General features: G+C 69.2%; 21 protein-coding genes and 5 pseudogenes. 12 read left to right on the top strand and 14 right to left on the bottom strand.

The window, feature by feature from the left end; genetic code table 11:
• Positions 1–18: 18 nt before the first annotated feature.
• From ACFJI0_RS21180 to ACFJI0_RS21155, 6 genes and pseudogenes are all read right to left on the bottom strand, one after another.
• Positions 19–420, bottom strand: a complete 402-nt coding sequence (locus ACFJI0_RS21180; protein ID WP_382322209.1) for a Na+/H+ antiporter subunit G — start codon at positions 418–420, stop codon at positions 19–21.
• Positions 417–694 (bottom strand): annotated as a pseudogene (locus ACFJI0_RS21175) (K+/H+ antiporter subunit F). The gene ACFJI0_RS21180 and the pseudogene ACFJI0_RS21175 overlap by 4 nt, the downstream one beginning before the upstream one ends.
• Positions 691–1,182 (bottom strand): Na+/H+ antiporter subunit E, encoded by a 492-nt coding sequence (locus ACFJI0_RS21170; protein ID WP_382153336.1) that lies wholly within the window; start codon positions 1,180–1,182, stop codon positions 691–693. The pseudogene ACFJI0_RS21175 and the gene ACFJI0_RS21170 overlap by 4 nt, the downstream one beginning before the upstream one ends.
• Positions 1,179–2,862: pseudogene (locus ACFJI0_RS21165) on the bottom strand (monovalent cation/H+ antiporter subunit D). The gene ACFJI0_RS21170 and the pseudogene ACFJI0_RS21165 overlap by 4 nt, the downstream one beginning before the upstream one ends.
• A gap of 35 nt (positions 2,863–2,897) precedes the next feature.
• Positions 2,898–3,242 (bottom strand): Na+/H+ antiporter subunit C, encoded by a 345-nt coding sequence (locus ACFJI0_RS21160; RefSeq protein WP_382322208.1) that lies wholly within the window; start codon positions 3,240–3,242, stop codon positions 2,898–2,900.
• Positions 3,242–6,184, bottom strand: coding sequence for a monovalent cation/H+ antiporter subunit A (locus ACFJI0_RS21155; protein WP_382322207.1), 2,943 nt, complete (start codon positions 6,182–6,184; stop codon positions 3,242–3,244). The genes ACFJI0_RS21160 and ACFJI0_RS21155 overlap by 1 nt, the downstream gene beginning before the upstream one ends.
• A 193-nt stretch (positions 6,185–6,377) precedes the next feature.
• Here ACFJI0_RS21155 and ACFJI0_RS21150 point away from each other — a divergent pair.
• From ACFJI0_RS21150 to ACFJI0_RS21125, 6 genes and pseudogenes are all read left to right on the top strand, one after another.
• Positions 6,378–6,677, top strand: a pseudogene (locus ACFJI0_RS21150) (MFS transporter); the annotation flags it as partial.
• Positions 6,678–6,726: 49 nt separating this feature from the next.
• On the top strand, positions 6,727–7,620 hold the full coding sequence (locus ACFJI0_RS21145) for an MFS transporter (protein ID WP_382322206.1): 894 nt from the start codon (positions 6,727–6,729) through the stop codon (positions 7,618–7,620).
• Positions 7,621–7,660: 40 nt separating this feature from the next.
• Complete coding sequence (locus ACFJI0_RS21140; protein ID WP_382322205.1) at positions 7,661–8,020, top strand: hypothetical protein; 360 nt, start codon at positions 7,661–7,663, stop codon at positions 8,018–8,020.
• Positions 8,021–8,099: 79 nt separating this feature from the next.
• The gene (locus ACFJI0_RS21135) at positions 8,100–8,858 is read left to right on the top strand and encodes a TerC family protein (protein WP_382153348.1); all 759 of its coding nucleotides are present in this window, start codon (positions 8,100–8,102) and stop codon (positions 8,856–8,858) included.
• 54 nt (positions 8,859–8,912) lie between these two features.
• Positions 8,913–9,609, top strand: a pseudogene (locus ACFJI0_RS21130) (Bax inhibitor-1 family protein).
• Positions 9,606–10,031 (top strand): hypothetical protein, encoded by a 426-nt coding sequence (locus ACFJI0_RS21125; RefSeq protein WP_382322204.1) that lies wholly within the window; start codon positions 9,606–9,608, stop codon positions 10,029–10,031. Before ACFJI0_RS21130 ends, ACFJI0_RS21125 begins: the two are co-directional and overlap by 4 nt.
• 10 nt (positions 10,032–10,041) lie before the next feature.
• Here the strand turns inward: ACFJI0_RS21125 and ACFJI0_RS21120 are convergent, their stop codons facing one another.
• The 5 genes from ACFJI0_RS21120 to ACFJI0_RS21100 all read right to left on the bottom strand — a co-directional run bounded on the left by ACFJI0_RS21120 (position 10,042) and on the right by ACFJI0_RS21100 (position 12,650).
• A complete protein-coding gene (locus ACFJI0_RS21120; RefSeq protein ID WP_382153358.1) occupies positions 10,042–10,389 on the bottom strand; it encodes a DUF1428 domain-containing protein in 348 nt (115 codons plus the stop codon).
• Positions 10,390–10,496: 107 nt separating this feature from the next.
• Positions 10,497–10,862, bottom strand: coding sequence for a hypothetical protein (locus ACFJI0_RS21115; RefSeq protein WP_382322203.1), 366 nt, complete (start codon positions 10,860–10,862; stop codon positions 10,497–10,499).
• A complete protein-coding gene (locus tag ACFJI0_RS21110; protein WP_291116867.1) occupies positions 10,859–11,131 on the bottom strand; it encodes a hypothetical protein in 273 nt (90 codons plus the stop codon). Before ACFJI0_RS21110 ends, ACFJI0_RS21115 begins: the two co-directional genes overlap by 4 nt.
• A gap of 109 nt (positions 11,132–11,240) precedes the next feature.
• A complete protein-coding gene (locus ACFJI0_RS21105) occupies positions 11,241–11,600 on the bottom strand; it encodes a hypothetical protein (protein ID WP_382153369.1) in 360 nt (119 codons plus the stop codon).
• A gap of 123 nt (positions 11,601–11,723) precedes the next feature.
• Complete coding sequence (locus ACFJI0_RS21100; RefSeq protein ID WP_382322202.1) at positions 11,724–12,650, bottom strand: LysR substrate-binding domain-containing protein; 927 nt, start codon at positions 12,648–12,650, stop codon at positions 11,724–11,726.
• A 112-nt stretch (positions 12,651–12,762) separates the two neighbouring features.
• Here ACFJI0_RS21100 and ACFJI0_RS21095 point away from each other — a divergent pair, with 112 nt between their 5' ends.
• Positions 12,763–13,851 carry a tartrate dehydrogenase gene (locus ACFJI0_RS21095; RefSeq protein WP_382322201.1) on the top strand — a complete coding sequence of 363 codons (1,089 nt, stop codon included), beginning with the start codon at positions 12,763–12,765 and terminating at the stop codon, positions 13,849–13,851.
• A 90-nt stretch (positions 13,852–13,941) separates the two neighbouring features.
• Positions 13,942–14,930, top strand: a pseudogene (locus ACFJI0_RS21090) (Bug family tripartite tricarboxylate transporter substrate binding protein).
• On the opposite strand, the gene ACFJI0_RS21085 reads toward ACFJI0_RS21090, so the two are convergent.
• On the bottom strand, positions 14,902–15,426 hold the full coding sequence (locus ACFJI0_RS21085) for a MarR family winged helix-turn-helix transcriptional regulator (RefSeq protein WP_382322200.1): 525 nt from the start codon (positions 15,424–15,426) through the stop codon (positions 14,902–14,904). The pseudogene ACFJI0_RS21090 and the gene ACFJI0_RS21085 overlap by 29 nt on opposite strands.
• A gap of 53 nt (positions 15,427–15,479) precedes the next feature.
• Between ACFJI0_RS21085 and ACFJI0_RS21080 the strand changes: the two genes are divergently transcribed.
• The 3 genes from ACFJI0_RS21080 (at position 15,480) to ACFJI0_RS21070 (ending at position 20,132) form a co-directional block, all read left to right on the top strand.
• Positions 15,480–17,174: an FAD-dependent oxidoreductase gene (locus ACFJI0_RS21080; protein ID WP_382322199.1), complete on the top strand. Its 1,695-nt coding sequence runs from the start codon at positions 15,480–15,482 to the stop codon at positions 17,172–17,174.
• A 173-nt stretch (positions 17,175–17,347) separates the two neighbouring features.
• Entirely contained in the window at positions 17,348–18,799 is a 1,452-nt protein-coding gene (locus ACFJI0_RS21075) for an alpha/beta hydrolase (RefSeq protein WP_382325763.1), read from the top strand.
• 178 nt (positions 18,800–18,977) lie between these two features.
• Positions 18,978–20,132: an ABC transporter substrate-binding protein gene (locus ACFJI0_RS21070; protein WP_382322198.1), complete on the top strand. Its 1,155-nt coding sequence runs from the start codon at positions 18,978–18,980 to the stop codon at positions 20,130–20,132.
• 7 nt (positions 20,133–20,139) lie between these two features.
• Here the strand turns inward: ACFJI0_RS21070 and ACFJI0_RS21065 are convergent, their stop codons facing one another.
• Positions 20,140–20,613, bottom strand: coding sequence for an acyl-CoA thioesterase (locus ACFJI0_RS21065; protein WP_382153395.1), 474 nt, complete (start codon positions 20,611–20,613; stop codon positions 20,140–20,142).
• Positions 20,614–20,778: 165 nt separating this feature from the next.
• Between ACFJI0_RS21065 and ACFJI0_RS21060 the strand changes: the two genes are divergently transcribed.
• Positions 20,779–21,270, top strand: a complete 492-nt coding sequence (locus tag ACFJI0_RS21060; protein ID WP_382322197.1) for a DsrE family protein — start codon at positions 20,779–20,781, stop codon at positions 21,268–21,270.
• A 16-nt stretch (positions 21,271–21,286) separates the two neighbouring features.
• Here ACFJI0_RS21060 and ACFJI0_RS21055 read toward each other — a convergent pair whose 3' ends face one another.
• The gene (locus tag ACFJI0_RS21055; protein ID WP_382322196.1) at positions 21,287–22,972 is read right to left on the bottom strand and encodes a SulP family inorganic anion transporter; all 1,686 of its coding nucleotides are present in this window, start codon (positions 22,970–22,972) and stop codon (positions 21,287–21,289) included.
• Positions 22,973–22,987: the final 15 nt, after the last annotated feature.

The following is a 22,987-nucleotide window of genomic DNA, read 5'->3' as shown; positions in this document are numbered from 1 at the left end:
CGGGCGCGCCCGCCGCGCTCAGTCCCCGGCGCGCGCTTCGTCGCCGTCGGTGGGCCGGGGCACCACGTGGCTGAGCGAGGGCGGGATCTCGCCCGTGCCCGGGTTGCCGATGCGGCGGCGGAACAGCTCGGTGCGCGCCAGCAGGATGGTGGTGACCGGCACCGTGAGCGAGAGGAAGATGATGATCAGCCAGGCGTGCAGCGAGAGCCGTTCGTCCTGCGCCGAGAAGTAAACGATGCTCGCCAGCGTGACGCACCAGGCCGAGAAGCTGAAGGCCAGCGCGGGCGGGTGCATGCGCTGGAAGAAGGTCTTGAAGCGCACCACGCCGATGGCGGCGGTGAGCGTGAAGATGCCGCTGAGGATCAGCAGCAGCGCCACCGGGATTTCGGCCCAGAGCGAGACACCGGCCGGCATCATCATTCGATCACCTCGCCGCGCAGCAAAAACTGGCCATGGCGGCCGAACTCACGAAACCGAAGACGGCGATCAGCAGCGCCGCCTCGAAGTACATCGCGCTGCGGTAGCGGATCGCCAGCACCATGAGCACCAGCATGCCGATGGTGTAGATCAGGTCCATGGCGAGCACGCGGTCCTGCGCCGAGGGGCCGCGGTACAGGCGCAGCAGGCCCAGCGCCATGGCGAGCACGTAACAGGCCAGCGCGAAGACGATAGCGCCAAAGAGGAAGGGACTCATTCGAAGATCTCCATCAGGGGACGCTCGTAGCGCTGCTTGATCAGCGCGATTTCGTGCGGCGCGTCCTTGAGGTCGAAGATGTGCACCAGCAGCGCACTGCGGTCCAGCGCGATCTCGGACCAGATGGTGCCCGGGATCACGCACATGATGGCGGCCAGCACCGCCAGGCCGTTGGGGTCGCGCAGGTCCAGCGGCACGGTGATGAAGCCGCCCTGCGGCATGTGCTCGCCGCGGCCCAGCGTGCCGCGCAGCACGCGCCAGTTCCATTCGATCACGTCGACGCCCACGCGCAGAAAGAGTTTGACGGCCACCCAGGGGTGGCTGAAGCGCACTGGCGTCGGGCGCAGCGACTGCGTGAGCAGCGGCACCGCGAAGCCCAGCACCAGGGCCATGAGCCATTGGCCCAGGCTGTAGGGGTTGTTGAGCACCAGCCACAGCGCGACCAGCGCGAGCGACAGCAGGGGGGCGGGGAACAGGCGCCGCATCATGGCTGCTTCTCCGGCACGGGCACGCCCAGGCGCTCGGCGTTGGTGGGGGTGGGCAACGGCTGGGCCGAGAACACGGCGTCGATGTAGCCGCGTGGGTGGTACAGCGAACTCGCGGTGGCGGCGGTGTAGCGCATCACCGCCTCGCCGCGCACCGTGAACAGCACGCACAGGCCGATCAGCACCGCGATGGGCACGTACTCGGCCACGCGCAGCATGTGCCCGCCGCGCTCCATCGGCGCCCAGAAGAAGCGGATGCCGGTGCGCGAGAGCGCCACCAGCGCGAACAGGCCGGAGGTGATCACCAGCACCATCAGCGTCCAGCTCGCCGCGCTCACCGCTGGTGTGCCGCTCTGCAGCGGCAGCAGCGCCGAGAGCATGGCGAACTTGCCGATGAAGCCGGAGAGCGGCGGCAGCCCGGCCACCAGCACGGTGCAGCAGATGAAGGCCAGGCCCAGCAGCGCGGTGGTCGCGGGGATCGCGCGGCCGATCAGCACTTCCTCGTCCTCGTCGAGGTTGGCGGTCTTGGCGATTTCCAGGTCGGCCAGGGCGAACGGCAGGTGGTCCTCTTCGTCTTCCGGCGCGCGCTGGCTCGCAGGGTCGGTGCGCGAGCGGTCCATGAGCTCGGCCAGCAGGAAGAAGGCCGCCACCGCCAGGGTGGAACTCGGCAGGTAGTACAGCGCGCTGGCGGTGAGCTCGGGCCGCGCGAAGCCCAGCACCGCGAGCAGCGTGCCCGAGGACACGATGACCGAGAAGCCCGCCAGCCGTGCGGGCCGCTGCGAAGCCAGCATGCCGATGGCGCCGAAGGCCAGCGTTGGCCATGCCGCCCCAGGCCAGCCACTCGCTGCCGAAGCCCGCCGAATGGCCGGCCTCGGGCGAGAAGAGCAGGGTGGACAGGCGCAGCAACACGTAGATGCCCACCTTGGTGAGCAGCGCGAACATCGCCGCCGAGGGCGCGCTGGCGCTGGAGTAGGCCGGCACCAGCCAGAAGTTGAGCGGCCACATGGCGGCCTTGGCGAGGAAGGCCACGGCCAGGATGGCGCAGGCGGTGTGCAGCAGCGCGCGGTCGGCCGAGGCCACGTCCGGAATGCGCGCGGCCAGGTCCGCCATGTTCAGCGTGCCGGTCACGCCGTAGATCATCGAGGCGCCCACCAGGAACAGCGAGGACGCGGCCAGGTTGATCGAGATGTACTGCAGGCCCGCCTTCACGCGCGAGGGCCCCGAGCCGTGCAGCAGCAGGCCGTAGGACGCGGCCAGCATGACCTCGAAAAACACGAACAGGTTGAACAGGTCGCCGGTGAGGAAGGCCCCGTTCAGGCCCATGATCTGGATCTGGAACAGCGGGTGGAAGTGCGCGCCGGCCTTGTGCCAGCGCGCCAGCGCGAACAGCAGCGCCATCAGCGCCACCATCGCGGCCAGCAGCAGCATCAGGCCCGAGAGGCGGTCGAGCACCAGCACGATGCCGAAGGGCACGTCCCAGTTGCCGGGCAAATAGACGCCGAACGCGCTCGGCCCCTCGCCCTGCTTGCTCCAGAGCAGCAGCGCCACGGCCACCGCCAGGTTGATCACGGTGGCGCTCAGGCTGATGGTGGCCTTGGTGCGGTGCCGCCGGTCGCCCACGAACAGCAGCAGGCAGGCCGTGACCAGCGGCAGCAGGATGGGCGCGATCATCAGGTGCGGCATGAGCGCCGCGGTGATCGACTGGATCAATCCTCCCGTCACTCCGCGTCCCCCTGTCCGTCCACATGGTCATTGCCGAAGAAGCCGCGCTGCGCGAGCAGCACGACCAGGAACAGCGCGGTCATGGCGAAGCCGATCACGATGGCGGTGAGCACCAGGGCCTGCGGCATCGGGTCGTCGTACTGCAGCAGCGTGGCTTCCAGCCCGGGCGTGAGCACGGGTTCGCTGTCCACCGAGAGCCGGCCCATGGCGAAGATGAACAGGTTGACGCCGTAGCCCAGCAGGCACAGGCCCATGATGACCTGGTAGGTGCGCGGGCGCAGCATCAGCCACACGCCGCAGGTGGTGAGGGCGCCGATGGCGATGGCCATGACGAGTTCCATCAGTGAGCTCCTTCTTCTTTTTCCTGCTCGACCTTGGCCTGGCGGTGGCCGCGCACCGACTGGTGGCCCAGCGCGGTGAGGATGAGCAGGGTGGCGCCCACCACGAGGGTGAAGACGCCGATGTCGTAGAACAGCGCGCTGGCGACGTGGATGTCGCCCAGCAGCGGCAGGTGCAGGTGGGCCGTGTGCGTGGTCAGGAACGGGTAGCCGAACCAGAACGAGCCCAGGCCGGTGGCGGTGGCGGTGAGCAGGCCGGCGGCGATCCAGCGCTGCGGCATCAGCTGCATGTTGGCCTCCACCCATTGCGTGCCCGAGACGATGTACTGCAGGATGAAGGCGGTGGAAAGCACCAGCCCGGCCACGAAGCCGCCGCCCGGTTCGTTGTGGCCGCGCATGAAGAGGTAGACCGCGATCACCGCCGCGATCGGCAGCAGCAGGCGCACCAGCACCGCCGGCACCATGAGGTAACCCTGCGCGGTGTCCTCGGCCAGTTGGGGGTTCACCAGGTCGGTGTCCAGGTCGGCCGGCAGGGCCAGCTGCTGCGGCGGCAGTTCGGTGCTCTCGGGCGCGGGCCGGAAGCGGCGCAGCAGCGCGTACACCGTGAGCGCCACGATGCCCAGCACCGTGATCTCGCCCAGCGTGTCGAAGCCCCGGAAGTCCACCAGCATCACGTTGACCACATTGGTGCCGCCGCCTTCGGGCAGCGCGCGCTCCAGGAAGAAGGGCGAGATGCTCTGCGGGAAGTCGCGCGTCATCACCGCGTAGGACAGGCCGGTCATGCCAGCGCCCGCGGCCAGCGCCAGCAGCAGGTCGCGCGAGCGCCGGGCCTTGGCCTTGGCGCGATCCCACAGCGGTTCGCGGGCGTCCTGCACCTCCAGCCGCTTGGGCAGCCAGCGCAGGCCGAGCAGGATCAGAACCGTGGTCACCGCCTCGACCGAAAGCTGCGTGAGCGCGAGGTCGGGCGCGGAGAACCAGGCGAACGTGATCACGGTGGTGAGGCCGGACACGCTCATGAGCGCCAGCGCGGTGAGCCGGTGGTATTTGGCCTGCCAGACCGCGCCGATGGCCGCGCCCACGCCCACCACCCAGAGCAGCGCGAACATGGGCGAGAACGGCAGCAGCGTGCGATCGCCGGGAGAGAGCACCGGGTTGGGCACGGCCAGGCGGAACGCGGCCACCGCGCCCACCACCGTCACCAGCACCAGCAGGAACAGCTGCGGCTGCAGGCGCCGCGTGCCCAGCAGGCGCAGGGCGCTGCGGGCGGCGGCGGTGAGCCGGGCCATGGTGTGGTGGAACAGGCGCTTGCCGTTGAACAGCCCCACCAGCGGTGCGCGCTGGATGCGCCCGCTCTGCAGGGGCTTGCGCAGCAGCAGGTACAGCACGATGCCGCCGGCCAGCGCGAGGAAACTCATCCACAGCGGCAGGTTGAAGCCGTGCCAGACGGCCAGGTCGAACTCGGGCAGGGTGCCGCCCACGACCGGCGAGGCGGCCGTGCCCAGGATGTGCTGGATGGACCACTGCGGCACGATGCCCACCACCAGGCAGGCCAGCACCAGCACCTCGATCGGCACGCGCATCCAGTGCGGCGGCTCGTGCGGCACGCGCGGCAGGTTGGCGCAGGTGTCGGGGCCGAAGAACACGCGCGCCGTGAAGCGCAGCGAATAGGCCACGCTGAACATGCCGGCGATCACCGCCGCCGTGGGCAGCAGGCGCTGGAACCAGGGCGCCGCGCTCACGAACACGGCCTCGGTGAAGAACATCTCCTTGGAGATGAAGCCGTTGAGCAGCGGCACGCCGGCCATGGCCGCGCCGGCCACCACGGTGAGCGTGGCGGTCACCGGCATGTAGCGGGCCAGGCCCGAGAGGCGGCGCATGTCGCGCGTGCCGGCCTCGTGGTCGACGATGCCCACCGCCATGAACAGCGAGGCCTTGAAGGTGGCGTGGTTGATGATGTGGAACACGGCGGCCACCGCGGCCAGCGGGCTGTTCATGCCCAGCAGCGTGGTGATCAGGCCCAGGTGCGAGATCGTCGAGTAGGCGAGCAGGCCCTTGAGGTCGTTCTGGAAGATGGCCGCGAAGCCGCCGATCAGCAGCGTGATCAGGCCCGAGCAGGTGACGATCCAGAACCACTCGTCGGTGCCCGCGAGCACCGGCCACAGCCGCGCCAGCAGGAACACGCCGGCCTTGACCATGGTGGCCGAGTGCAGGTAGGCCGAGACCGGGGTGGGCGCGGCCATGGCGTGCGGCAGCCAGAACTGGAACGGGAACTGCGCGCTTTTGGTGAACGCGCCGAGCAGGATGAGGATGAGCGCGGTGGTGTAGAGCGGGTGGGCGCGGACCACGTCGCCGGCGCGCAGCACGACGTCGAGGTCGTAGCTGCCGACGATGTGGCCGAGCACGAGCACGCCGGCCAGCAGGCACAGGCCGCCCGCGCCGGTCACGGTGAGGGCCATGCGCGCGCCGCGCCGCGCGTCGCGGCGGTGGTGCCAGTAGCCGATGAGCAGGAAGGAGAAGAGGCTGGTGAGCTCCCAGAACAGCACCAGCTGGACCAGGTTGCCCGAGAGGACGACGCCGCTCATGGCGCCCATGAAGGCGAGCAGGAAGGAGAAGAAGCGCGGCACGGGGTCGTCGGGCGACATGTAGTAGCGCGCGTACAGGACCACGAGGGAGCCGATGCCGAGCACGAGCATGGAGAACATCCACGCGAAGCCGTCCATGCGCAGCACGAAGTTCAAGCCGAGGGAGGGCAGCCAGACGAATTCCTGCCGGATGACGCCGCCGGCGGCGACTTCAGGGAAGTACATCGCGGCCTGCACGGTGCAGAAGAGCGCGATGGCGCCGGCCAGTGTGGACTCGGTGTTGCGCGCGTTCGCGGGCAGCAGCGCAGCGATGAGGCTGCCCACGAAGGGGAGGGCGACGAGGAAGATCAGGGAGACGTGCATGTGGCTTCGAGTTTAGTGGCATGAGTTTGCAGGGCCTCGAGGGTTCCCCCGTGGGGGGTGTGTTGTGGGTTTTTTCTCTTTGCGCTCGGCTGCTTCGCGGTGGGCCGAGGGTGGGGGACCGCAACACACCTGTGCACGCAAGCCTTGTGTGCCTGGACCACCCGACCTTGCCCACACAGAGGCGAGAAGCTTTATGGCACCATGCCCGGTTGCCCCGCCAAGACCCAGACGCATGACCGCCCCCCGCCACGGCCCCCTGATCGCCAACCTCGTCGCCCAGCTCGCCTTCGGCCTGCTGGCCATGACCATCTGCATCCCCTCGATGCAGGAGTGGGGTGCGATCTTCGGCTCCAGCCAGGCCGCGGTGCAGCTCACCTTCAGCGGTTACGTGGTGGCCTATGGCGGCCTGCAACTGCTGTATGGCCCGCTGTCCGACCGCCTCGGGCGCAAGAAGATCCTGCTGCTCGGCATCGCGCTGGGCGGTCTCGGCTCGCTGCTGGCCGCGCTCGCGGGCGATCTGCTCATGCTCACCGCCGCGCGCGGTGCTGCAGGGCGCGGGCTGTGCCGCCGGCATGGTGGTCGGCCGCGCCATGGTGCAGGACCTGTTCGACGGCCCCGAGCGCACCCGCGTCATGGCCTACATCGGCATGGCCATGGGCCTGGTCCCGCCGCTGGCCACCATCATCGGCGGGCAGCTGCATGTGCGCCTGGGCTGGCAGGCCAACTTCGTGCTGCTGACCGGGCTGTCCCTCGTGCTGTTCATCGCCGCCTGGCGCGGCCTGCCCGACCACACCGCCCCAGCCGAACCGCAGCAGACGCACTGGCTGCGCGACATGGCCTCGTCCTACGCGCAACTCGCGCGCGCCCCCGGCTTCCTGCTCTACGTGGCCCTGCTCTCCATGACCACCGCCACCTTCTACGCCTTCCTCGCGGGAGCGCCCATCGTGCTCGGCAGCTACGGCGTGGGCCCGGCGGGCATCGGGTACTACATCATGCTGGTCCCGCTGGCCTACATCGTCGGCAACTACCTCACCACGCATCTCGTGCACCGCATCGGCGAACGCACCGTGATGCGCCTGGGGCAGGGCAGCTCGCTGCTGGGCATCGGCCTCATGCTCGCGCTCGCGCTGGCCGGGGTGGACACGCCGCTGGCCCTCTCGCTGCCCCTGCTGCTGCTGGGCATGGGGCACGGCCTGCTGGTGCCGCCCACCCTCATCGGCACCGTGGGCCTGCTGCCGGCGCTGGCGGGCGCGGCCGCCGCCGTGGCCGGCCTGATGCAGCAGCTCATGGGTGCGGTGGGCGGTTTCGTGGTGGGCCTGGTGCCGCACGACGGCGCGGTGAACCTGGGCTGGCTGATGCTCGCGCTCTCGGCTTGCGCCGCCGTGGCCATGGCGCTGCTGCAGCGCGGCCAGGCCACCCGCCCGGCGGCCGGCTGATCACACGCCCGAACAGGGGCGCCGGTATACTGGCCCGACCATGCGCCCTTGGCTTGCCGCCGTCTTCGCCCTGCACCTCTTCCTGAGTGTGGGTGCGTGGGCATTCGGGCCTTCCCATGGGGTGGAGGCCGTTCAGGCCAGCCACGCGCAGAGCCTGGTGATCGAGGCGGTCGCTGCCGTCCAGCCGACGCCCGACGACGGCCTGAGCGCCGACCCTTGGCCCGAGCACGGCCTGGCCGATGCCCAGGCCGACCTGCCCGAGTGCCTGGACGCGCCCATCGCCACGTCCGGCCCGGGCGAACACCTGCGCACACCGTCGCCGCCCCCGGCGCATGACCTCACGCCGCCCGTGCTCGACGGGCTCCAGCGACCGCCCCGCGGCCAGCTCGCCCTCGCCTGACCGTTTCCGCCGCGCGGCCCTGAGGCCGCTCCGGCGCCCAGGTGTCCCCTTTTTCGCCAGGCCGCTGGCGCCCCGTTCCATGGAACTACTCACCGACCCCAATGTCTGGATCGCGTTCGCGATGCTCACCGCGCTCGAAATCGTGCTCGGCATCGACAACATCATCTTCATCTCGATCCTCGTGGGCCGGTTGCCGCCGCACCTGCGCGACAAGGCCCGCCGCCTCGGCCTGGGCTTTGCCATGCTCTCGCGGCTGGCGCTGCTGTTCACCCTGAGCTGGGTCATGGGCCTCACGGCCGACCTGTTCACCGTGGTCGGCCAGGGCATCAGCGGGCGCGACATCGTGCTGCTGCTGGGCGGCCTGTTCCTGCTCTACAAGGCCTCGCACGAAATCTTCGTCGAGGTCGAGGCGCGCGAGCAGCACGGCCCGGCCGCGACCGACAGCGCCGAGCTCAAGGCCGCCGGCAGCAAGCTGTTCTGGGGAATCATCGGCCAGATTGCCATCATCGACATCGTGTTCTCGCTCGACTCGGTCATCACCGCCGTGGGCATGGTCGACCAGATCAGCGTGATGGTGGCCGCCGTGGTCGTGTCGGTCGGCGTGATGCTGGTGGCGGCCCGGCCGATCGGCAATTTCGTGGACGCCCACCCCTCCGTCAAGGTGCTGGCCCTGGCTTTCCTGGTCATGGTTGGCATGGCGCTCACCGCCGAAGCCTTCGACCGCGAAGTGCCCAAGGGCTACATCTACGCCGCCATGGCCTTCTCGCTCGCGGTCGAGGCGCTCAACATCCGCGCCCGCGCCAAGCGGCAGGCCCTGGCCGCGCGCCAGGGCACCTGACCACCACTTCTTTTTCTCTCACTCACCCTTCCATTGCTTTTCTCAAGGACCCCCATGAACCCGCATCTCGACCTCTCTTCCCCCGCCGCCGCCGGCCATGCCGTTGCCGTTGAACGCAACCGCGTGCTGCGCAACACCTACTGGCTGCTCGCGCTCTCCATGATCCCCACCGTGCTGGGCGCCTGGATCGGCGTGACCACCGGCATCACCGCGCCGCTCACCGGCTTCCTCGGCATCGCCGTCTTCCTGGGCGGCGCCTTCGCCTTCATGTACGCGATCGAGAAGACCAAGAACTCCGCCGCCGGCGTGCCCGTGCTGCTGGCCTTCACCTTCTTCATGGGCCTGATGCTCTCGCGCCTGATCGGCTCGGTGCTCGGCCTGGCCAACGGCGCGGGCCTGATCATGACCGCCTTCACCGGCACCGGCGTGATCTTCCTCGGCATCGCCAACGCTGTCCACCGTCATCAAGCGCGACCTGGGCAACATGGGCAAGTTCCTGTTCATCGGCATGATCATGCTGCTCGTGGCCGGCATCGCCAACGTGTTCATCCAGTCCGGCGCGCTCATGATCACGCTCTCCGTGCTGGCCATCGGCATCTTCTCGGCCTTCATCCTGTACGACCTCAAGCGCGTGCGCGACGGCGAGGAGACCAACTACATCACCGCCACCCTGGGCGTGTACCTGAGCCTGTTCAACATCTTCCAGAGCCTGCTGGCCCTGCTGGGCATCGCCGGCGGCCGCGAGGAGTGAGGCGGGCGCTGCTGCTGGCGCAGGCCGCGCTGCTGGCAGCCTGCGCCGACGGTTACCCCAGCGAAGACGGCGCGCTCCATCTCAGCCACGACATGAAGCTGGACAAGGCCCTGGGTGCCATGCACCACCTGGGCCACCGGCGCCAGCTCGACCACCACTGGCACTACGAGCTGCTGCCGGGCTGCGTGCTGCAGGCCCAGGCCAGGCGCTTCCTGCGCGACCGCGAACCGGTGCAGGTGGCGCTGCGGCGCTCCGTGGCCGTGGTGGAGAAGGACGCCAACACCGGCAGCCACGCGGTGCGCGTGGCGCCCACCGGCGACGCGCAGGGCGTTCTGGTGCTCGATGGCGTGGATGCGCACGACGCCGCGCAGATGAAGTGGCTGGTGGACTTCCTGCCGCGGCACTGCGCGGCAGGTGCCTGAGCGCTGGCGGTCAGGCGTTGAGGATCACCTCGAAGCCGCCGTAGATCATGCGCTGGCCGTCGAAGGGCATCTTCATGTCCTTCACGCGCGGGTCTTCCATGAACTTCTTCATGCCCTCGTCGCGCTGGGCGCGCGAGGGCCAGGTGATCCAGGAGAAGACCACGGTTTCGTCCGGCTTGCGCTGCACGGCCATGGGGAACGAGGTCAGCTTGCCGTCGGGCACGTCGTCGCCCCAGGTCTCCACAACGTTCAGCGCGCCGAACTCCTTGAAGACCACGGCCGCCAGGCGGGCGTGTTCGAGGTACTCCTTCTGCTTGTTGCTGGGCACGGCGGCCACGAATCCATCGATGTATTTCATGCTGAATCTCCTGGGGTAGGGGACAAGGGAAGGTGGGCGCCCAAACGCCTCACCTTTCTCTACGACGAAGCAGGGTGGCCGGAATCGACAAAGGGTCAAGAAACGTTTCAGGGCGGCTTCGGCTTTTGCATGCGGCGGCAGAAGCGCGTCGAGGCGGCCTTGTCGGGCCCTTCGATCCGGTCCTCCAGCTCATCCAGCACGTCCATCACGCCGGGGTTGGCCCGGTACTTCTTCCTGAGCCGCGCGAGTTCGGCGTCCGTGCCCGTGCAGGTGCGGCACACGCCGCGGTCGATGTCGGCCTGCCGCGCCTTGTCATAGCCCGCTTCACCGCGCCAGTGGTCGCATTCCTCGCGCCGCTCCAGGAACTGGCGCAGGTCGGTGGGATGCTCCACCGCCTGGGCGGGCCACCCACCGCCGAGCAGCAGCAGGGTCAGGACGGAGATGAACGTTGCCCGCAGGGCGGGCCGCGTCACTTCTTCTGTTTGGCGACGGCCCGCCCGTAGTCGACGGACATCTTGTCCATGTAGTCCAGCGCGGCCTTGTGCTGCTCGGCATGGAACTGCATCAGCTTCTCGAACTGGTCCGCCGCCACCTCGAACGGCATGCCCACCCCGCGCATGGAGTCCAGCAGCGCCTTCTGGGATTTCAGCACCATCCACCAGGCTTCGTGGGCCTGCTGGGCGGCCGCCTTGGATTGTTCCCAGAGCGTTTTGGCCATGTCGGCCTGAGCCTTGTCGATCATGTGGGTCTCCTGCTTCGTTGAGGGGGAAGGCGGGCGGCGGCGCGGCCGGGCCCTGACGAAGAATATAGGCAATGCCGTCCGCTGGATACCCTGGCTGCCGTGCAGCCGGTCAGGTCGCGGGCGCCGTCCACAGCGCCCAGATGTCCTGCGACAGCTCGAGATAGCGCTCGCGCGGCCCGGCCGTCTCCGCGCCGAACCAGCGCACGAACTCCTCGTGCAGCACGGTCGCGACCTCCTGGGCGGACTGGCAGTCCCGCAGCCTCGGGATGACCGTGCCCGCTTCCGCGTCGTACTCGTCGGTGTTGAAGTGGTAGTTGATCTCGACGGGGTCGCGGCGAAACATGGCACCCGACACCGCGGCGAAAAGTTCGGGGTGCGCCTGGCGCACGCGCTCGCGCTCGACCTGCGTCTGTTGGATGGCCCGCACCAGTTCAGGGGGAATGTCGTCGGCGTTCGCGTTGGCCACCATGGTGTGGTCCTTCCCGTTGGATGGAGGTGAAGGCAGTCTATGCGCGCCGGCCCGCAAGCCGATGCACACATGGGGGAGACGCCGCATCGGGCCGGCCCAGGAACTTGCCGCGCGCCTCTTCGCCTACTTGCTCACCGCGGCCTGCTGTGTGAAGGCCAGCGCCACGAAATCCACGAAGGCCCGCACGCGCGCGGCCAGCTGATGGCGCTGCGGGTAGACGGCGTGGATGGAGGCGTCGGGCGTGAAGTATTGCGGCAGCACCTGCACCAGCCGCCCGTTGCGCAGGTAGCGCTCGATGTCCCATTCGGCGCGCATCAGGATGCCGTGGCCGTCCAGCGCCCAGTTGACGGCGATCTCGCCGTCGTTGGTGGTGAGGTTGCCGCGGGTCTTCACCGCCTCGGTGCTCACCGTCTTGCCGCGCCCGCTGGAGAGGCGCCACACGCCATACGCTTCCTCGCCCTGGCGGATGCCGATGCAGTTGTGTCGGGTGAGGTCGTGCGGCACCTTGGGCACGCCGTGTCGGGCAAGGTAGGCGGGCGAGGCGCAGAGCAGGCGCCGGTTGGGCGCGATCTGGCGCGCGATCATGCGCGAATCGGGCGGCGCGCCGAAGCGGATGCAGACGTCGAAGGCGTCGTCGGTGAGCGGCGGCGGGTTCACCGAGAGCTGCAGCTGCACCTCCACCTGCGGGTGCTTGCGCACGAAGCGCGAGATGAGCGGCGCCACGTGGCTGCGGCCAAAGCCCAGCGTGGCGTTGACGCGCAGCAGGCCGGTGGGCGTGGACCGCGAAACGCCGAGCAGCTCCTCCATGTCGTCGATCTCGCCGAGGATGCGGCGCGCGTGCTGCAGATACACCTCTCCCTCGGGCGTGAGGCTCATGCGCCGCGTGGTGCGGTTGAGCAGGGCCACGCCCACGCGCGACTCCATCAGCGCCAGGTGCTTGCTCACCGCCGGGGTGGTGATGCCGAGCTCGCGCGCGGCCGCGCTCAGGCTGCCGGCGCTGGCGAGCACCGAGAAGAAGCCCAGGTCGGCGGGCTGGATGGCGGAACTCATGGCGGTCTCACTGTTGAATCCAGGTTAACGATGGATTCACTTTAGCGGTGTTTCGGAAAACCGTCGAATCCCTACAGTCCACCCATCGACCCACCCCATCAGAGAGACCGTTATGAAGACCTACGCGATCGCGACCATTCCCGGAGACGGCATCGGCAAGGAAGTCGTGCCCGCCGGCCAGCAGGTGCTGGAGGCGCTGGCCGCCACCAGCCACGCCTTCCGTTTCCAGTTCGAGGACTTCGACTGGGGTGGCGACTACTACCGCCAGCACGGCGAGATGATGCCGGCCGATGGCCTGGACGCGCTGCGCGGCAAGGACGCGATCCTGTTCGGCTCGGCGGGCGATCCGCACATCCCCGACCACATCACCCTCTGGGGCCTGCGCCTGAAGATCTGCCAGGGCTTCGACCAGTACGCCAACGTGCGCCCCACGCGCATCCTGCCGGGCATCGACGCACCGCTCAAGCGCTGCAAGGCCGAGGACCTGAACTGGGTGATCGTGCGAGAAAACTCCGAAGGCGAATACGCCGGCGTGGGTGGCCGCGTGCACCAGGGCCATCCGATCGAGGCCGCCACCGACGTGAGCATGATGACCCGCGCGGGGGTGGAGCGCATCATGCGTTTCGCGTTCAAGCTGGCGCAGTCGCGCCCCCGCAAGCAACTGACCGTGATCACCAAGAGCAACGCCCAGCGCCACGCCATGGTGATGTGGGACGAGATCGCGGTGCAGATCGCGAAGGAGTTCCCGGACGTGACCTGGGACAAGGAACTGGTGGACGCCGCCACGGCCCGCATGGTGAACCGCCCCGCCACGCTGGACACCATCGTCGCCACCAACCTGCACGCCGACATCCTGAGCGACCTGGCCGCCGCGCTCGCGGGCAGCCTGGGCATCGCGCCCACCGGCAACATCGACCCCGAGCACCGCTACCCCTCGATGTTCGAGCCCATCCACGGTTCGGCCTTCGACATCATGGGCAAGGGCCTGGCGGACCCGGTCGGCACCTTCTGGAGCTGCGTGATGCTGCTCGAACACCTGGGCGAGTTCGATGCGGCGCAACGCCTCATGCGGGCCATCGAGCAGGTCACGGCCAACCCCGCGCTGCACACCGGCGACCTGGGCGGCAAGGCCACCACCGCGCAGGTCACGCAGGCCGTGTGCGAGCTGCTCACCGCGAGCCTGCAGCGCAAGGCCGCCTGAATTCCTTGATGGTTCCCGGCGCAATCCCGCGCCCACGACCGGACGGTTCGTCCGGCGGTTCACACGCACACCGTGCAACAGGAGACAGACATGCAGAACGCCCGACCCATCCCGCGCCGCCTCGTCCTTCAGGGGGCGGCCCTGGCCGCCGCCATGACGGTCACCGGCGCCATGGCCCAGGCCTGGCCGAACCGGCCCATCACGCTCATCGTGCCGTTCCCGGCCGGGGGCACCACCGACGTGCTGGCCCGCGCGCTGGGCGAGCGGCTGCAGCAGAGCCTGGGGCAGCCGGTGGTGATCGAGAGCAAGCCGGGCGCGGGCGCCACCATCGGCGCGGACTTCGTCGGCCAAGGCCAAGCCCGATGGCTACACGCTGCTGGTGGGCGCGGTGCACCACACCATCGCGACCAGCGTCTACAAGAAATTGCCCTACGACTTCCAGAAAGACCTGGCGCCGCTCACCACGATTGCCATGGTGCCCAACGTGCTGGTGGTCAACGCCGCCACGCCGGCGAAGAACGTGAACGAACTCGTGGCCCTGCTCAAGGCCGAGCCGGCCCGGGCGAACTACGGCTCCAACGGCAACGGCACGGCCCAGCACCTGATCGGCACGCAGTTCCAGAACAACACCGGCGCCAGGCTCACGCACATCGCCTACAAGGGCAGCGGCCCGCTGGCGACCGATCTGCTGGGTGGTCAGATCCTGCTGTCATTCGACACCATCACGCCGGTGCTGCCCCACATCAAGGCCGGCAAGCTGCGCCCGCTGGCCGTCACCACCGCCACGCGCTCGCCCGCGCTGCCCGACGTGCCGACGCTGGACGAAGCGGGGCTCAAGGGCTTCAACATCGGCACCTGGTTCGGGGTGCTCGCCCCGGTTGCGCACGCCCAAGGACATCCAGGCGCGCCTGAGCAGCGAGATGGTGAAGATCATCAAGTCGCCCGAGTTCCGCCAGCGCATGGCCGACATCGGCGCCGACCCGATCGGCGACAGCCCGGAGCAGATGGCGCAGACCATCAAGGCCGAAACCGAGAAGTTCGGCAAGCTCGTCAAGGACGCGAACGTGGTGATCGACTGAGCAAAGCGCCTTCGTCCGCCACGCGGATCGACTCCACCGTGCCCGCGTAACGCGCCAGGCCCCGCAGCAGCACCTCCGCCGCTTCGGGGCCGATGTCTTTCAGCATCTCGCGCTCGGCCTTCTTCACCGCCAGGCCGAAGGCCTTGAGCCATTCTCGGCCCGCCTCGGTGAACTTGACCATGCGAGCGCGCTTGTCGGTCGGGTCCGCCTCGCGCTGCACCAGGCCCAGGCCTTCGCACTGGTCGATCAGTTCGGTCATGGCGGCGTTGGTCATGCGGGCGCGGCGCGCCAGCTCGGTGATGCGCGTGCCTTCCAGGTCGAGGTGGCGCGTCAGGTTCACGTGCGAGAGCCGGGTGTCCGCATGGCCGGCGGCGGCCATGAGTTCGAGCACGCGCGACTCGAAGCGCGTGACGGCGTTGCCCAGCACGCGCCCCGCGTTGCCCAGGCGCCAGGCATCGGGCGCGCGGCGCCGGGGTTGAGGGGTTTCGGTTTTCATGCGTACAATGGATTTGCTTAGGTTGCCTAATTAAATCGACGATGGAGACGGGTGTGGCGGAATTCTCGACGCTGGAACAGGCGCAGGCCGAAGGGGGCGAGCTGCGGGTGGACGTGCTGATCGCGGGTGCGGGTCCTTGTGGGCTGATGCTGGCCAACGAACTGGGCTTGCGCAATGTACCGTGCCTGGTGGTGGACCCCAAGGCCACCACGGCCTTCAACCCGCAGGCCAACGCCACGCAGGCGCGCACCATGGAGCACTTCCGCCGCATCGGCATCGCGCGGCAGATCCGCGCGCTGGGCCTGCCCGGCGACCACCCGACCGACATCGCCTACTTCACCCGGTTCGCGCGGCACGAGCTGGCGCGCCTGCGCCTGCCCACCGCCGCGCAGGCCACCGAGCAGATCAAGTCCCTGGCCGGTTCGTGGAGCGCGGCCGAGCTGCCGCACCGCGTGTCGCAGAAGTACGTGGAAGCCGTGCTGCGCGAGCATGCCGAGCAGCGCACCGGCCGGCGCATCGGTTTTGGCTGGCGGCTGCAGTCCTTCGACGACACCGGCGACGAGGTGGTGGCGCAGGTGGCGCCTGCCGCAGGCGGCCCGGCGGTCACGGTGCGGGCGCGTTACCTGGTGGGGGCCGACGGCGCGCGCAGCGCTGTGCGCGGCGCGCTGGGCATCGAGATGGGCGGCGCCACCGGCCTGCAGCGCCAGTTCATGGGCGGCAAGATGTTCGCGATCTACCTGCGTGCGCCGGCGTTCTACGAGCGGTTTCCGCACGACATCGCCTGGATGTACGTCTCGGTGAACCACGAGCGGCGCGTGTTCATGGCCTCGGTGGACGGGCGCGGCGAGTTCGCCTTCCACGCCGCCGTGCACCCGCACGAGACACCGGAGGACTGGACACACGCCGACGCGCGCCGCATCTTCGCCGAGGCCAGCGGCATGGACATCGACTTCGAGGTGCTGTCCACCGGCGTGTGGATCGCGGGCCATTCGCTGGTCGCCGAGCGTTACCAGCGCGGGCGCGTGTTCATCGCCGGCGACGCGGCCCACCTGTTCACGCCCACCGGGGGCCTGGGCTACAACACGGCGGTGGGCGATGCGGTGAACCTGGGCTGGAAGCTCGCGGCGGTGGTGAAGGGGCAGGCGCACGCCTCCCTGCTGGACAGCTATGAGCAGGAGCGCCGCCCCATCGGTCTGCGCAACACGGCCTATGCGCGCGAGTTCGCCGATTCGGTGGGCCTGTTCGAGGTGACGCCCGAGCTGGAGGCCGAGGGCGCCACGGGCGACGCCCTGCGCGCGCAGGCCAGCGAGGTGCTGGGCGCGCACGTGCGGCGCGAGTTCAACATCCCGGGCGTCACATTCGGCGAGCGCGTGGATGCCTCGCCCACCGTGTTCGGCGACCCGGCCCGGGTGCCGCCCGACCAGGCCAACGCCTACCACCCGTCCACCCAGCCGGGCGGGCGCCTGCCGCACCGCTGGCTGGAGGGCGAGCGTTCGCTGTACGACCTGCTGGGCTTCGAGTGGACGGTGCTGGCGCCGGCCCACGCAGGGGCCGAGGCCACGCGCCTGGCCGAGGCGGGCCGCGCGGCGAGGCTGGACGTGGCCGTGCTGCTGCTGAAAGCGGAAGAGGCGGGCGACCTGCTGGACGAAGGCCTGCTGCTGGTGCGGCCCGATCAGGTGATTGCCTGGCGCGGCGCGGACGTGCCCGAGAACGCCGCCGCCCTCTGGGCGCGTGTGGCACGCACCTGAGCCTTGGCAAGCGGTGCCCGACCGGTGGTGGGGCCCGCGTCGCCTGGGCGACTGGCACCGGGTATTCACTATGGGTTCGGGCGATCTCCAGTCGCATAACCGACTCCCTGCTCAGCCATGCGCGGGCAGGCATCGGTTCCCAACAACGACAGGAGACAAGCTTGAAAACACCTATCAGACTTCGTTTGGCGGTTTTGGCGGGCACGGCATGGCTCGCGGCGTGTGGTGGAGGAGGCGGTGGCAACGAGCCCGCGCCGCCTCCGCCGGTGGTTCCGGAAGAGGCCCGCGCTCAGGACAGCAAGGTCTACACACCGGCCGCGCCGGGCGCCACCACCTTTGCCGTCATGGCCGGCGTGGCGGTCGGCACGGACCGATGGGCCGGCGTGCTCAATGGCGCGTCCTACCAGATCGAGGTGCCGGCGACCTGGAACGGCAAGCTGGTGATGTACGCGCACGGTTATGTGGGTGAAGTGCCGTCGCTCAACGTCACGGCGCCCACGATCCGGCGCTACCTGATCGAGAACGGTTACGCCTGGGCCGCGTCGAGCTACTCGAAGAACTCGTACGACGTGCGCGCGGGCGTGGAGGACACCAACGCGCTCGCGCTCGCCTTCAACCAGATTGCGGCGGCCCGAGGCCGCCCGCTGCCGGCGCCCACGAAGCTGTACATCACGGGCCATTCCATGGGCGGGCACGTCACCGGGGCCGCGATCGAAGAAGAGACCTACGCCACGGCGAAGAACAAGGTGCGCTATAACGGCGCCGCGCCCATGTGCGGCGTGATGGGCGATGCCGAGCTCTTCAACCGCTTCGCGGGCATGCAGGTCGCGGCCCAGGCGATCGCGGGCGTGCCGAGTTACCCCACCAACAAGTGGTCGGAGATCCAGGGCCTGGTCACCACCGCCCTGTTCACCACCTACAACAATGCCAACATCGTGCCGAGCAACCCGCTGGGCGTGAGGTACCTGTCGGTGGTGGAGAACCTCACCGGCGGCGATCGCCCGCTGTTCGATCAGGGGGTGGCGTTCGGCCGCAGCTTCCAGTCGGCCTACGGCGTCTTTGGCAGCGATGGCACGGTCAACGGCATCCTGAACAAGAACGTGCTGGACACCAACGCCTACACCTACATGATCGACGGCGACGTGCCGAACTCCACCGCCCTGAACGCCTCGGTGCAGAAGCTGACGGCCGCGCCCGACGCGAACCGGCTTCGCCGCGACGGCCTGCGCTGGATCCCGGCGATCCACGGCGACTTCAAAGTGCCGGTGGTGTCCATCCACACGCTGGGCGATCTGTTCGTGCCTTTCAGCATGCAGCAGATCTACCGGCAACGCGCGGTGGCCAAGGGCAACGGGAATCTGCTGGTGCAGCGTGCGATCCGGGGCGCGAGCCATTGCGATTTCACCGTGGCCGAGCAGGTGCGGGCGTTTTCGGACATGGTGGCCTGGGCCGAGGGCGGGCCGCCGCCAGCCGGTGACGACGTGAGCACCCCGGCCACCGTGGCCGCCCCCACCTACGGCTGCACGTTCACCGACAACACCATCGGGCCGGACGATGCCGGCTCCGCCGCGTCCTTGTTCCGCCCCGCCATCCTGGGCGCGCTGCCCGGCGTCTGCCCGCCCTGAGGGAGGGTGTCCCCAGCTTCGGTGCGGCAACGCAACCGAGGCTGGGGCGCCGGAATCGATGAGCGGTTGAATCCGAGCGCCCGGTGAAGGCATACGCGGGAGGGGTACTCGATAGGATGGAACGTGGGGTCGCGCCTGGTGTGACGCCCCCGTTCGATACCTATAAACGGAGCCCCACATGCAGTCCTCCCCGCCCATGCCCGGCCTTTCGCGCCGCCAATTCAATGGCCTCGTGGCCGGTGCCGCCGTGTTGGGCGCGCCCGCGTTGCGCGCGCAGTCGGGCAACCGCATCGTGCTTGGCCAGTCGGCCGCGTTCACGGGCGCGGCGGCGCAGCTGGGCATCCAGTTCCACGCCGGGGCCAAGCTGTTTTTCGACCAGCTCAACGGCCAGGGCGGCGTGAGCGGCCAGCGCATCGAGATCGTGCAGCTCGACGACGGCTACGAGCCGGACCGCTGCGCCGAAAACACCCAGAAGCTGCTGGCCAGCGAGGTGTTCGCGCTGTTCGGCTACATCGGCACGCCCACCAGCCTGGCCGCGCTGCCGCTGGCGACCAAGGCGCAGACCCCGTTCATCGCGCCCTTCACGGGGGCCATGGGCCTGCGCCAGCCGTTCAACCGGCTCGCCTTCCACCTGCGCGCCTCGTACAACGACGAGACCGCGCTGATCGTGCGCCAGCTCACCAACCTCGGCCTGAACAAGGTGGCGGTGTTCCACCAGAACGACGCCTACGGCAAGGCCGGCCTCGATGGCACGGTGCTCGCGCTGACGGCGCGCAACCTCAAGCCCGTCGCCACGGCCACGGTGGAGCGCAACTCGGTGGATGTGGCGCAGGCCGTGGCCACCATCAATGCGGCCAAGCCCGACGCGGTGGTGCAGATCAGCGCCTACAAGTCGTGCGCGGCCTACATCCGTGCCGCGCGCGCGGCCGGTTACGGCGGCACCTTCTACAACGTGTCCTTCGTCGGCACGCAGGCCCTGGCCGACGAGCTCGGCAAGGACGGCGCGGGCGTGGTGGTCTCGCAGGTGGTGCCCACGCCGTACAGCGCGTCGCGCCCGATCACGCGCGAGTTCATCGAGGCCATCGGCAAGGGCGGCAACAAGGTGCAGCCCAATTTCTCCAGCATGGAGGGCTTTCTCGCGGCGAAGCTGTTCAGCGAAGGCCTGCGCCGCGCGGGTTCGCGGGTCACGCGCGACAGCTTCATCAACGGCATGGAGGCCATCGGCGAACAATCCTTCGGCGGCTTCCAGGTCTCGCTGGGCCCGAACGACCACGTGGCGTCCAGCTTCGCGGAGCTGTCGATGCTCACCGGCGACGGCAAAGTGCGGACCTGAGGCCTTCTCAGCGGATCGCCGCGTAGCGCTGTTCCATTTCCTGGCGCATGGTCTTGCGCAGCGTGGCCGCCGCGTGCCGGCGGTGCTCGTCGGGCGTGCCGGGTTCGAGCGGCGGCACGGCCTGGGGCTTGCCGTGGTCGTCCACCGCGATCATGGTGAAGAAGCAGCTGTTCACGTGCCGCTGCGCCTGGGTGCGGATGTTCTCCGCGATCACCTTGATGCCGACTTCCATCGACGAGGTGCCGGTGTGGTTCACGGCCGCGAGGAAGGTGAGCAGTTCCCCCACCTGGATCGGCTGGCGGAACATCACCTGGTCCACGCTGAGCGTGACCACGTAGGACGCCGCGTAGCGGCTGGCGCAGGCGAAGGCCACCTGGTCGAGCAGCTTGAGCACGGTGCCGCCGTGCACCTTGCCCGAGAAGTTGGCGGTGTCGGGGGTCATCAGCACCGTCATGCTGAGTTGGTGTCGGGGCAGTTCCATGAATCGGTCCGTGGGTCGGTTGGCGCAAGAGCGGGGCGCAGGCGGGTGATTCTGCAGGCATTAAAGAAGCTGTTTCGAATATCCGGATTTTCAAGCTAACCTCGGGCTCCCCCACCACAGGAGACCATCATCAACACCCGTCTTGTCCCGCTGGCGCTCGCCGCCTTGCTGAGCACCGCCGCCTGGGCCGGCCCTCAAGACCCGTCGCCTTTTGACGGCACGCGTTACGCCCCTCAGAAAGCGCTGTACGACTTCAACTTCGCCAAGCCGCTCGAGGGCAAGGCAGCGTTCGGTTACATCAAGAACCACCTGCGCGCGATCAAGGAATACGGCGACCCGGCGAAATCGCACATCGTGATCGTGGCGCACGGCAACGAGCTGCACGCCTTCTCGCGCCTCAACCGCGCGGCCTACCCCGACATGTACGAGGAGCTCAAGGCGCTGAAGGACGCGGGCGTGACGATCCGCGTGTGCAGCAACGCGGCGCGTTCGCGCGGTTACAAGCCCGACGAGTTCTACGACGTGATCACCGTCGTGCCGGCCGCCGTGATCGACCTGGCCAAGTGGCAGAACGAGGGCTACAGCTACATGTACGCCGAGAGCTTCCCGCGCCTCACGCGCGAGGAGCTCGTGAAGCAGACGATCGAACTGCAGTAAGCCACGGACGGCCGGCTCAGGCCGGGGCGGCGCCCTGCACGGTGGGCGCCGCCTCGGTGAGCGCATCGGCCGCGCGCAGGCCGTCGGCCTCGGTGCGGTAGAGGTGCAGGCGCGGGCCCGCTTCCAGGTGCCCGGCCAGGCGCAGCACGTTCTCCACCGGCAGCTTGATGCCGACCAGGTGCAGTTCGATGCGCTGGTCGTCGAGCTGTTCGCGCAGGCGGCCGAAGGCTTCGGCGCCGGTGGCATCGATCCAGTTGATCGGGTGCGCGATCAGCATCACGTGGCGGGTGTCGGGGTGGGCCGCGATGTGTTCGGACACCGCGCGCTCGAAGCCGTTGGCGGTGGCGAAGTCCAGCGCGGCGTCCATGCGCAGCGCGTACAGGCGCGGCGCCAGCGGCGGCAGTTTCCAGAGGTGGCGGTCGCGCAGGCTGCCGTCGGGGTGCAGGCCCACTTCGATGATGCGCGGGTGCAGCCGCAGGTAGAGAAAGTGCGACAGCGCCATGAGCACGCCCGCCAGCACGCCCCAGTACAGGCGAGGCGCGGCCAGCACCGTCACCGCGAAGGTGATGCCGGCGATCACCGTCTCCACGCGCGAGAGCTTCCACAGCTGGCTGAAGGCGCGCGGCTTGATCAGGCCCATCACCGCCACCAGCACGATGGCGGCCAGCACCGCCAGCGGCACGTGGTGCAACAGCGGGATGAACAGCAGCAGGGTGATCAGCACCACGATCACCGAGAAGATGGTGGCCCAGCCGGTCTTGGCGCCCGCGTACAGGTTGAGCGCCGAGCGCGAGAACGAGGAGCTGGTGGGGAACGCACCGCTCAGGCCCGAGGCCAGCTTGGCCAGGCCCTGGCCGATCAGGTCCTGGTCCTGGTCCCAGCGCTGGCCGCGCTGTCCGTTGTCCACCTTGGCGCTGGACGCGGTTTCCAGAAAGCTCACCAGCGTGATCACCAGCGTGGGCACCACCAGCTGGCCGAGCGTGGCCCAACCCGGCCAGCCGGGCCAGTAGGCGGCGGGCAGGCCCTGCGGCAGCGAGCCGATGACCGCGCCGCCCAGCGCCTCGAAGCCCACGGCGTAGCTGATGGCCGCGCTCGCCACCACCACGGTGAGCACGGTCGGAAAGCCCGGCCGCCAGCGGCGCGCCAGCACCAGCAGCGCGAAGCTGCGCACACCGAAGGCCAGCGAAGGCCAGTGCACGTGGGGCTGGGTGAACAGCGTGTCCCAGCCCGCGAAACCGAGCAGGGCCGGCAGTTGCGAGGCGATGATGAGCACCGCCGCGGCCTGCGTGAAGGCCATGAGCACGGGGGAGTTCACGAGGTTGAGCAGCCAGCCGAAGCGCGCGAAGCCCAGCGCGATCTGCAGCAGGCCGGTGAGCAGGGCGAGCCACACCGCCAGCGCCACCCATTGCGCGCTGCCAGGTTCGGCCAACCCGCTGAGCGAGGCGCCCACCAGCAGGCAGGTGAGCGCGGTGGGCCCGACCGAGAGGCGAGGCGAGGCACTGAACAGCACCGCGATCAGCGCCGGCAGCAGCGAGGCGTAGATGCCGGTGACCAGCGGCATGCCGGCCAGCGCGGCGTAGGCCACCCCCTGCGGGATCACCATGAGGCCGACCGTGAGGCCGGCCAGGGCCTCGCCGCGCAGGAGGGCGGCGTCGGGGCGCGGCCAGCGGAGGAAGGGGAACAGGCGGTGGAAACGTGACATGCCCCGATCCTACTG

Origin of the sequence: Hydrogenophaga sp. UC242_53 (genome assembly GCF_042696965.1) — a bacterium.
GTDB lineage: Bacteria > Pseudomonadota > Gammaproteobacteria > Burkholderiales > Burkholderiaceae_C > Hydrogenophaga.
This window is presented reverse-complemented; position numbering and strand designations above follow the sequence as displayed.

Excerpts from the sequence above, each read along its gene's own strand:
- ACFJI0_RS21065 (WP_382153395.1), bottom strand. The coding sequence starts at position 20,613 with ATGGAACTGCCCCGACACCAACTCAGCATGACGGTGCTGATGACCCCC.
- ACFJI0_RS21100 (WP_382322202.1), bottom strand. The coding sequence starts at position 12,650 with ATGAGTTCCGCCATCCAGCCCGCCGACCTGGGCTTCTTCTCGGTGCTC.
- ACFJI0_RS21105 (WP_382153369.1), bottom strand. The coding sequence starts at position 11,600 with ATGGTGGCCAACGCGAACGCCGACGACATTCCCCCTGAACTGGTGCGG.
- ACFJI0_RS21155 (WP_382322207.1), bottom strand. The coding sequence starts at position 6,184 with ATGCACGTCTCCCTGATCTTCCTCGTCGCCCTCCCCTTCGTGGGCAGC.
- ACFJI0_RS21160 (WP_382322208.1), bottom strand. The coding sequence starts at position 3,242 with ATGGAACTCGTCATGGCCATCGCCATCGGCGCCCTCACCACCTGCGGC.
- ACFJI0_RS21180 (WP_382322209.1), bottom strand. The coding sequence starts at position 420 with ATGATGATGCCGGCCGGTGTCTCGCTCTGGGCCGAAATCCCGGTGGCG.
- ACFJI0_RS21085 (WP_382322200.1), bottom strand. The coding sequence starts at position 15,426 with ATGAAAACCGAAACCCCTCAACCCCGGCGCCGCGCGCCCGATGCCTGG.
- ACFJI0_RS21055 (WP_382322196.1), bottom strand. The coding sequence starts at position 22,972 with ATGTCACGTTTCCACCGCCTGTTCCCCTTCCTCCGCTGGCCGCGCCCC.
- ACFJI0_RS21140 (WP_382322205.1), top strand. The coding sequence starts at position 7,661 with ATGCGCCCTTGGCTTGCCGCCGTCTTCGCCCTGCACCTCTTCCTGAGT.
- ACFJI0_RS21095 (WP_382322201.1), top strand. The coding sequence starts at position 12,763 with ATGAAGACCTACGCGATCGCGACCATTCCCGGAGACGGCATCGGCAAG.
- ACFJI0_RS21135 (WP_382153348.1), top strand. The coding sequence starts at position 8,100 with ATGGAACTACTCACCGACCCCAATGTCTGGATCGCGTTCGCGATGCTC.
- ACFJI0_RS21070 (WP_382322198.1), top strand. The coding sequence starts at position 18,978 with ATGCAGTCCTCCCCGCCCATGCCCGGCCTTTCGCGCCGCCAATTCAAT.
- ACFJI0_RS21110 (WP_291116867.1), bottom strand. The coding sequence starts at position 11,131 with ATGATCGACAAGGCTCAGGCCGACATGGCCAAAACGCTCTGGGAACAA.
- ACFJI0_RS21120 (WP_382153358.1), bottom strand. The coding sequence starts at position 10,389 with ATGAAATACATCGATGGATTCGTGGCCGCCGTGCCCAGCAACAAGCAG.
- ACFJI0_RS21170 (WP_382153336.1), bottom strand. The coding sequence starts at position 1,182 with ATGATGCGGCGCCTGTTCCCCGCCCCCCTGCTGTCGCTCGCGCTGGTC.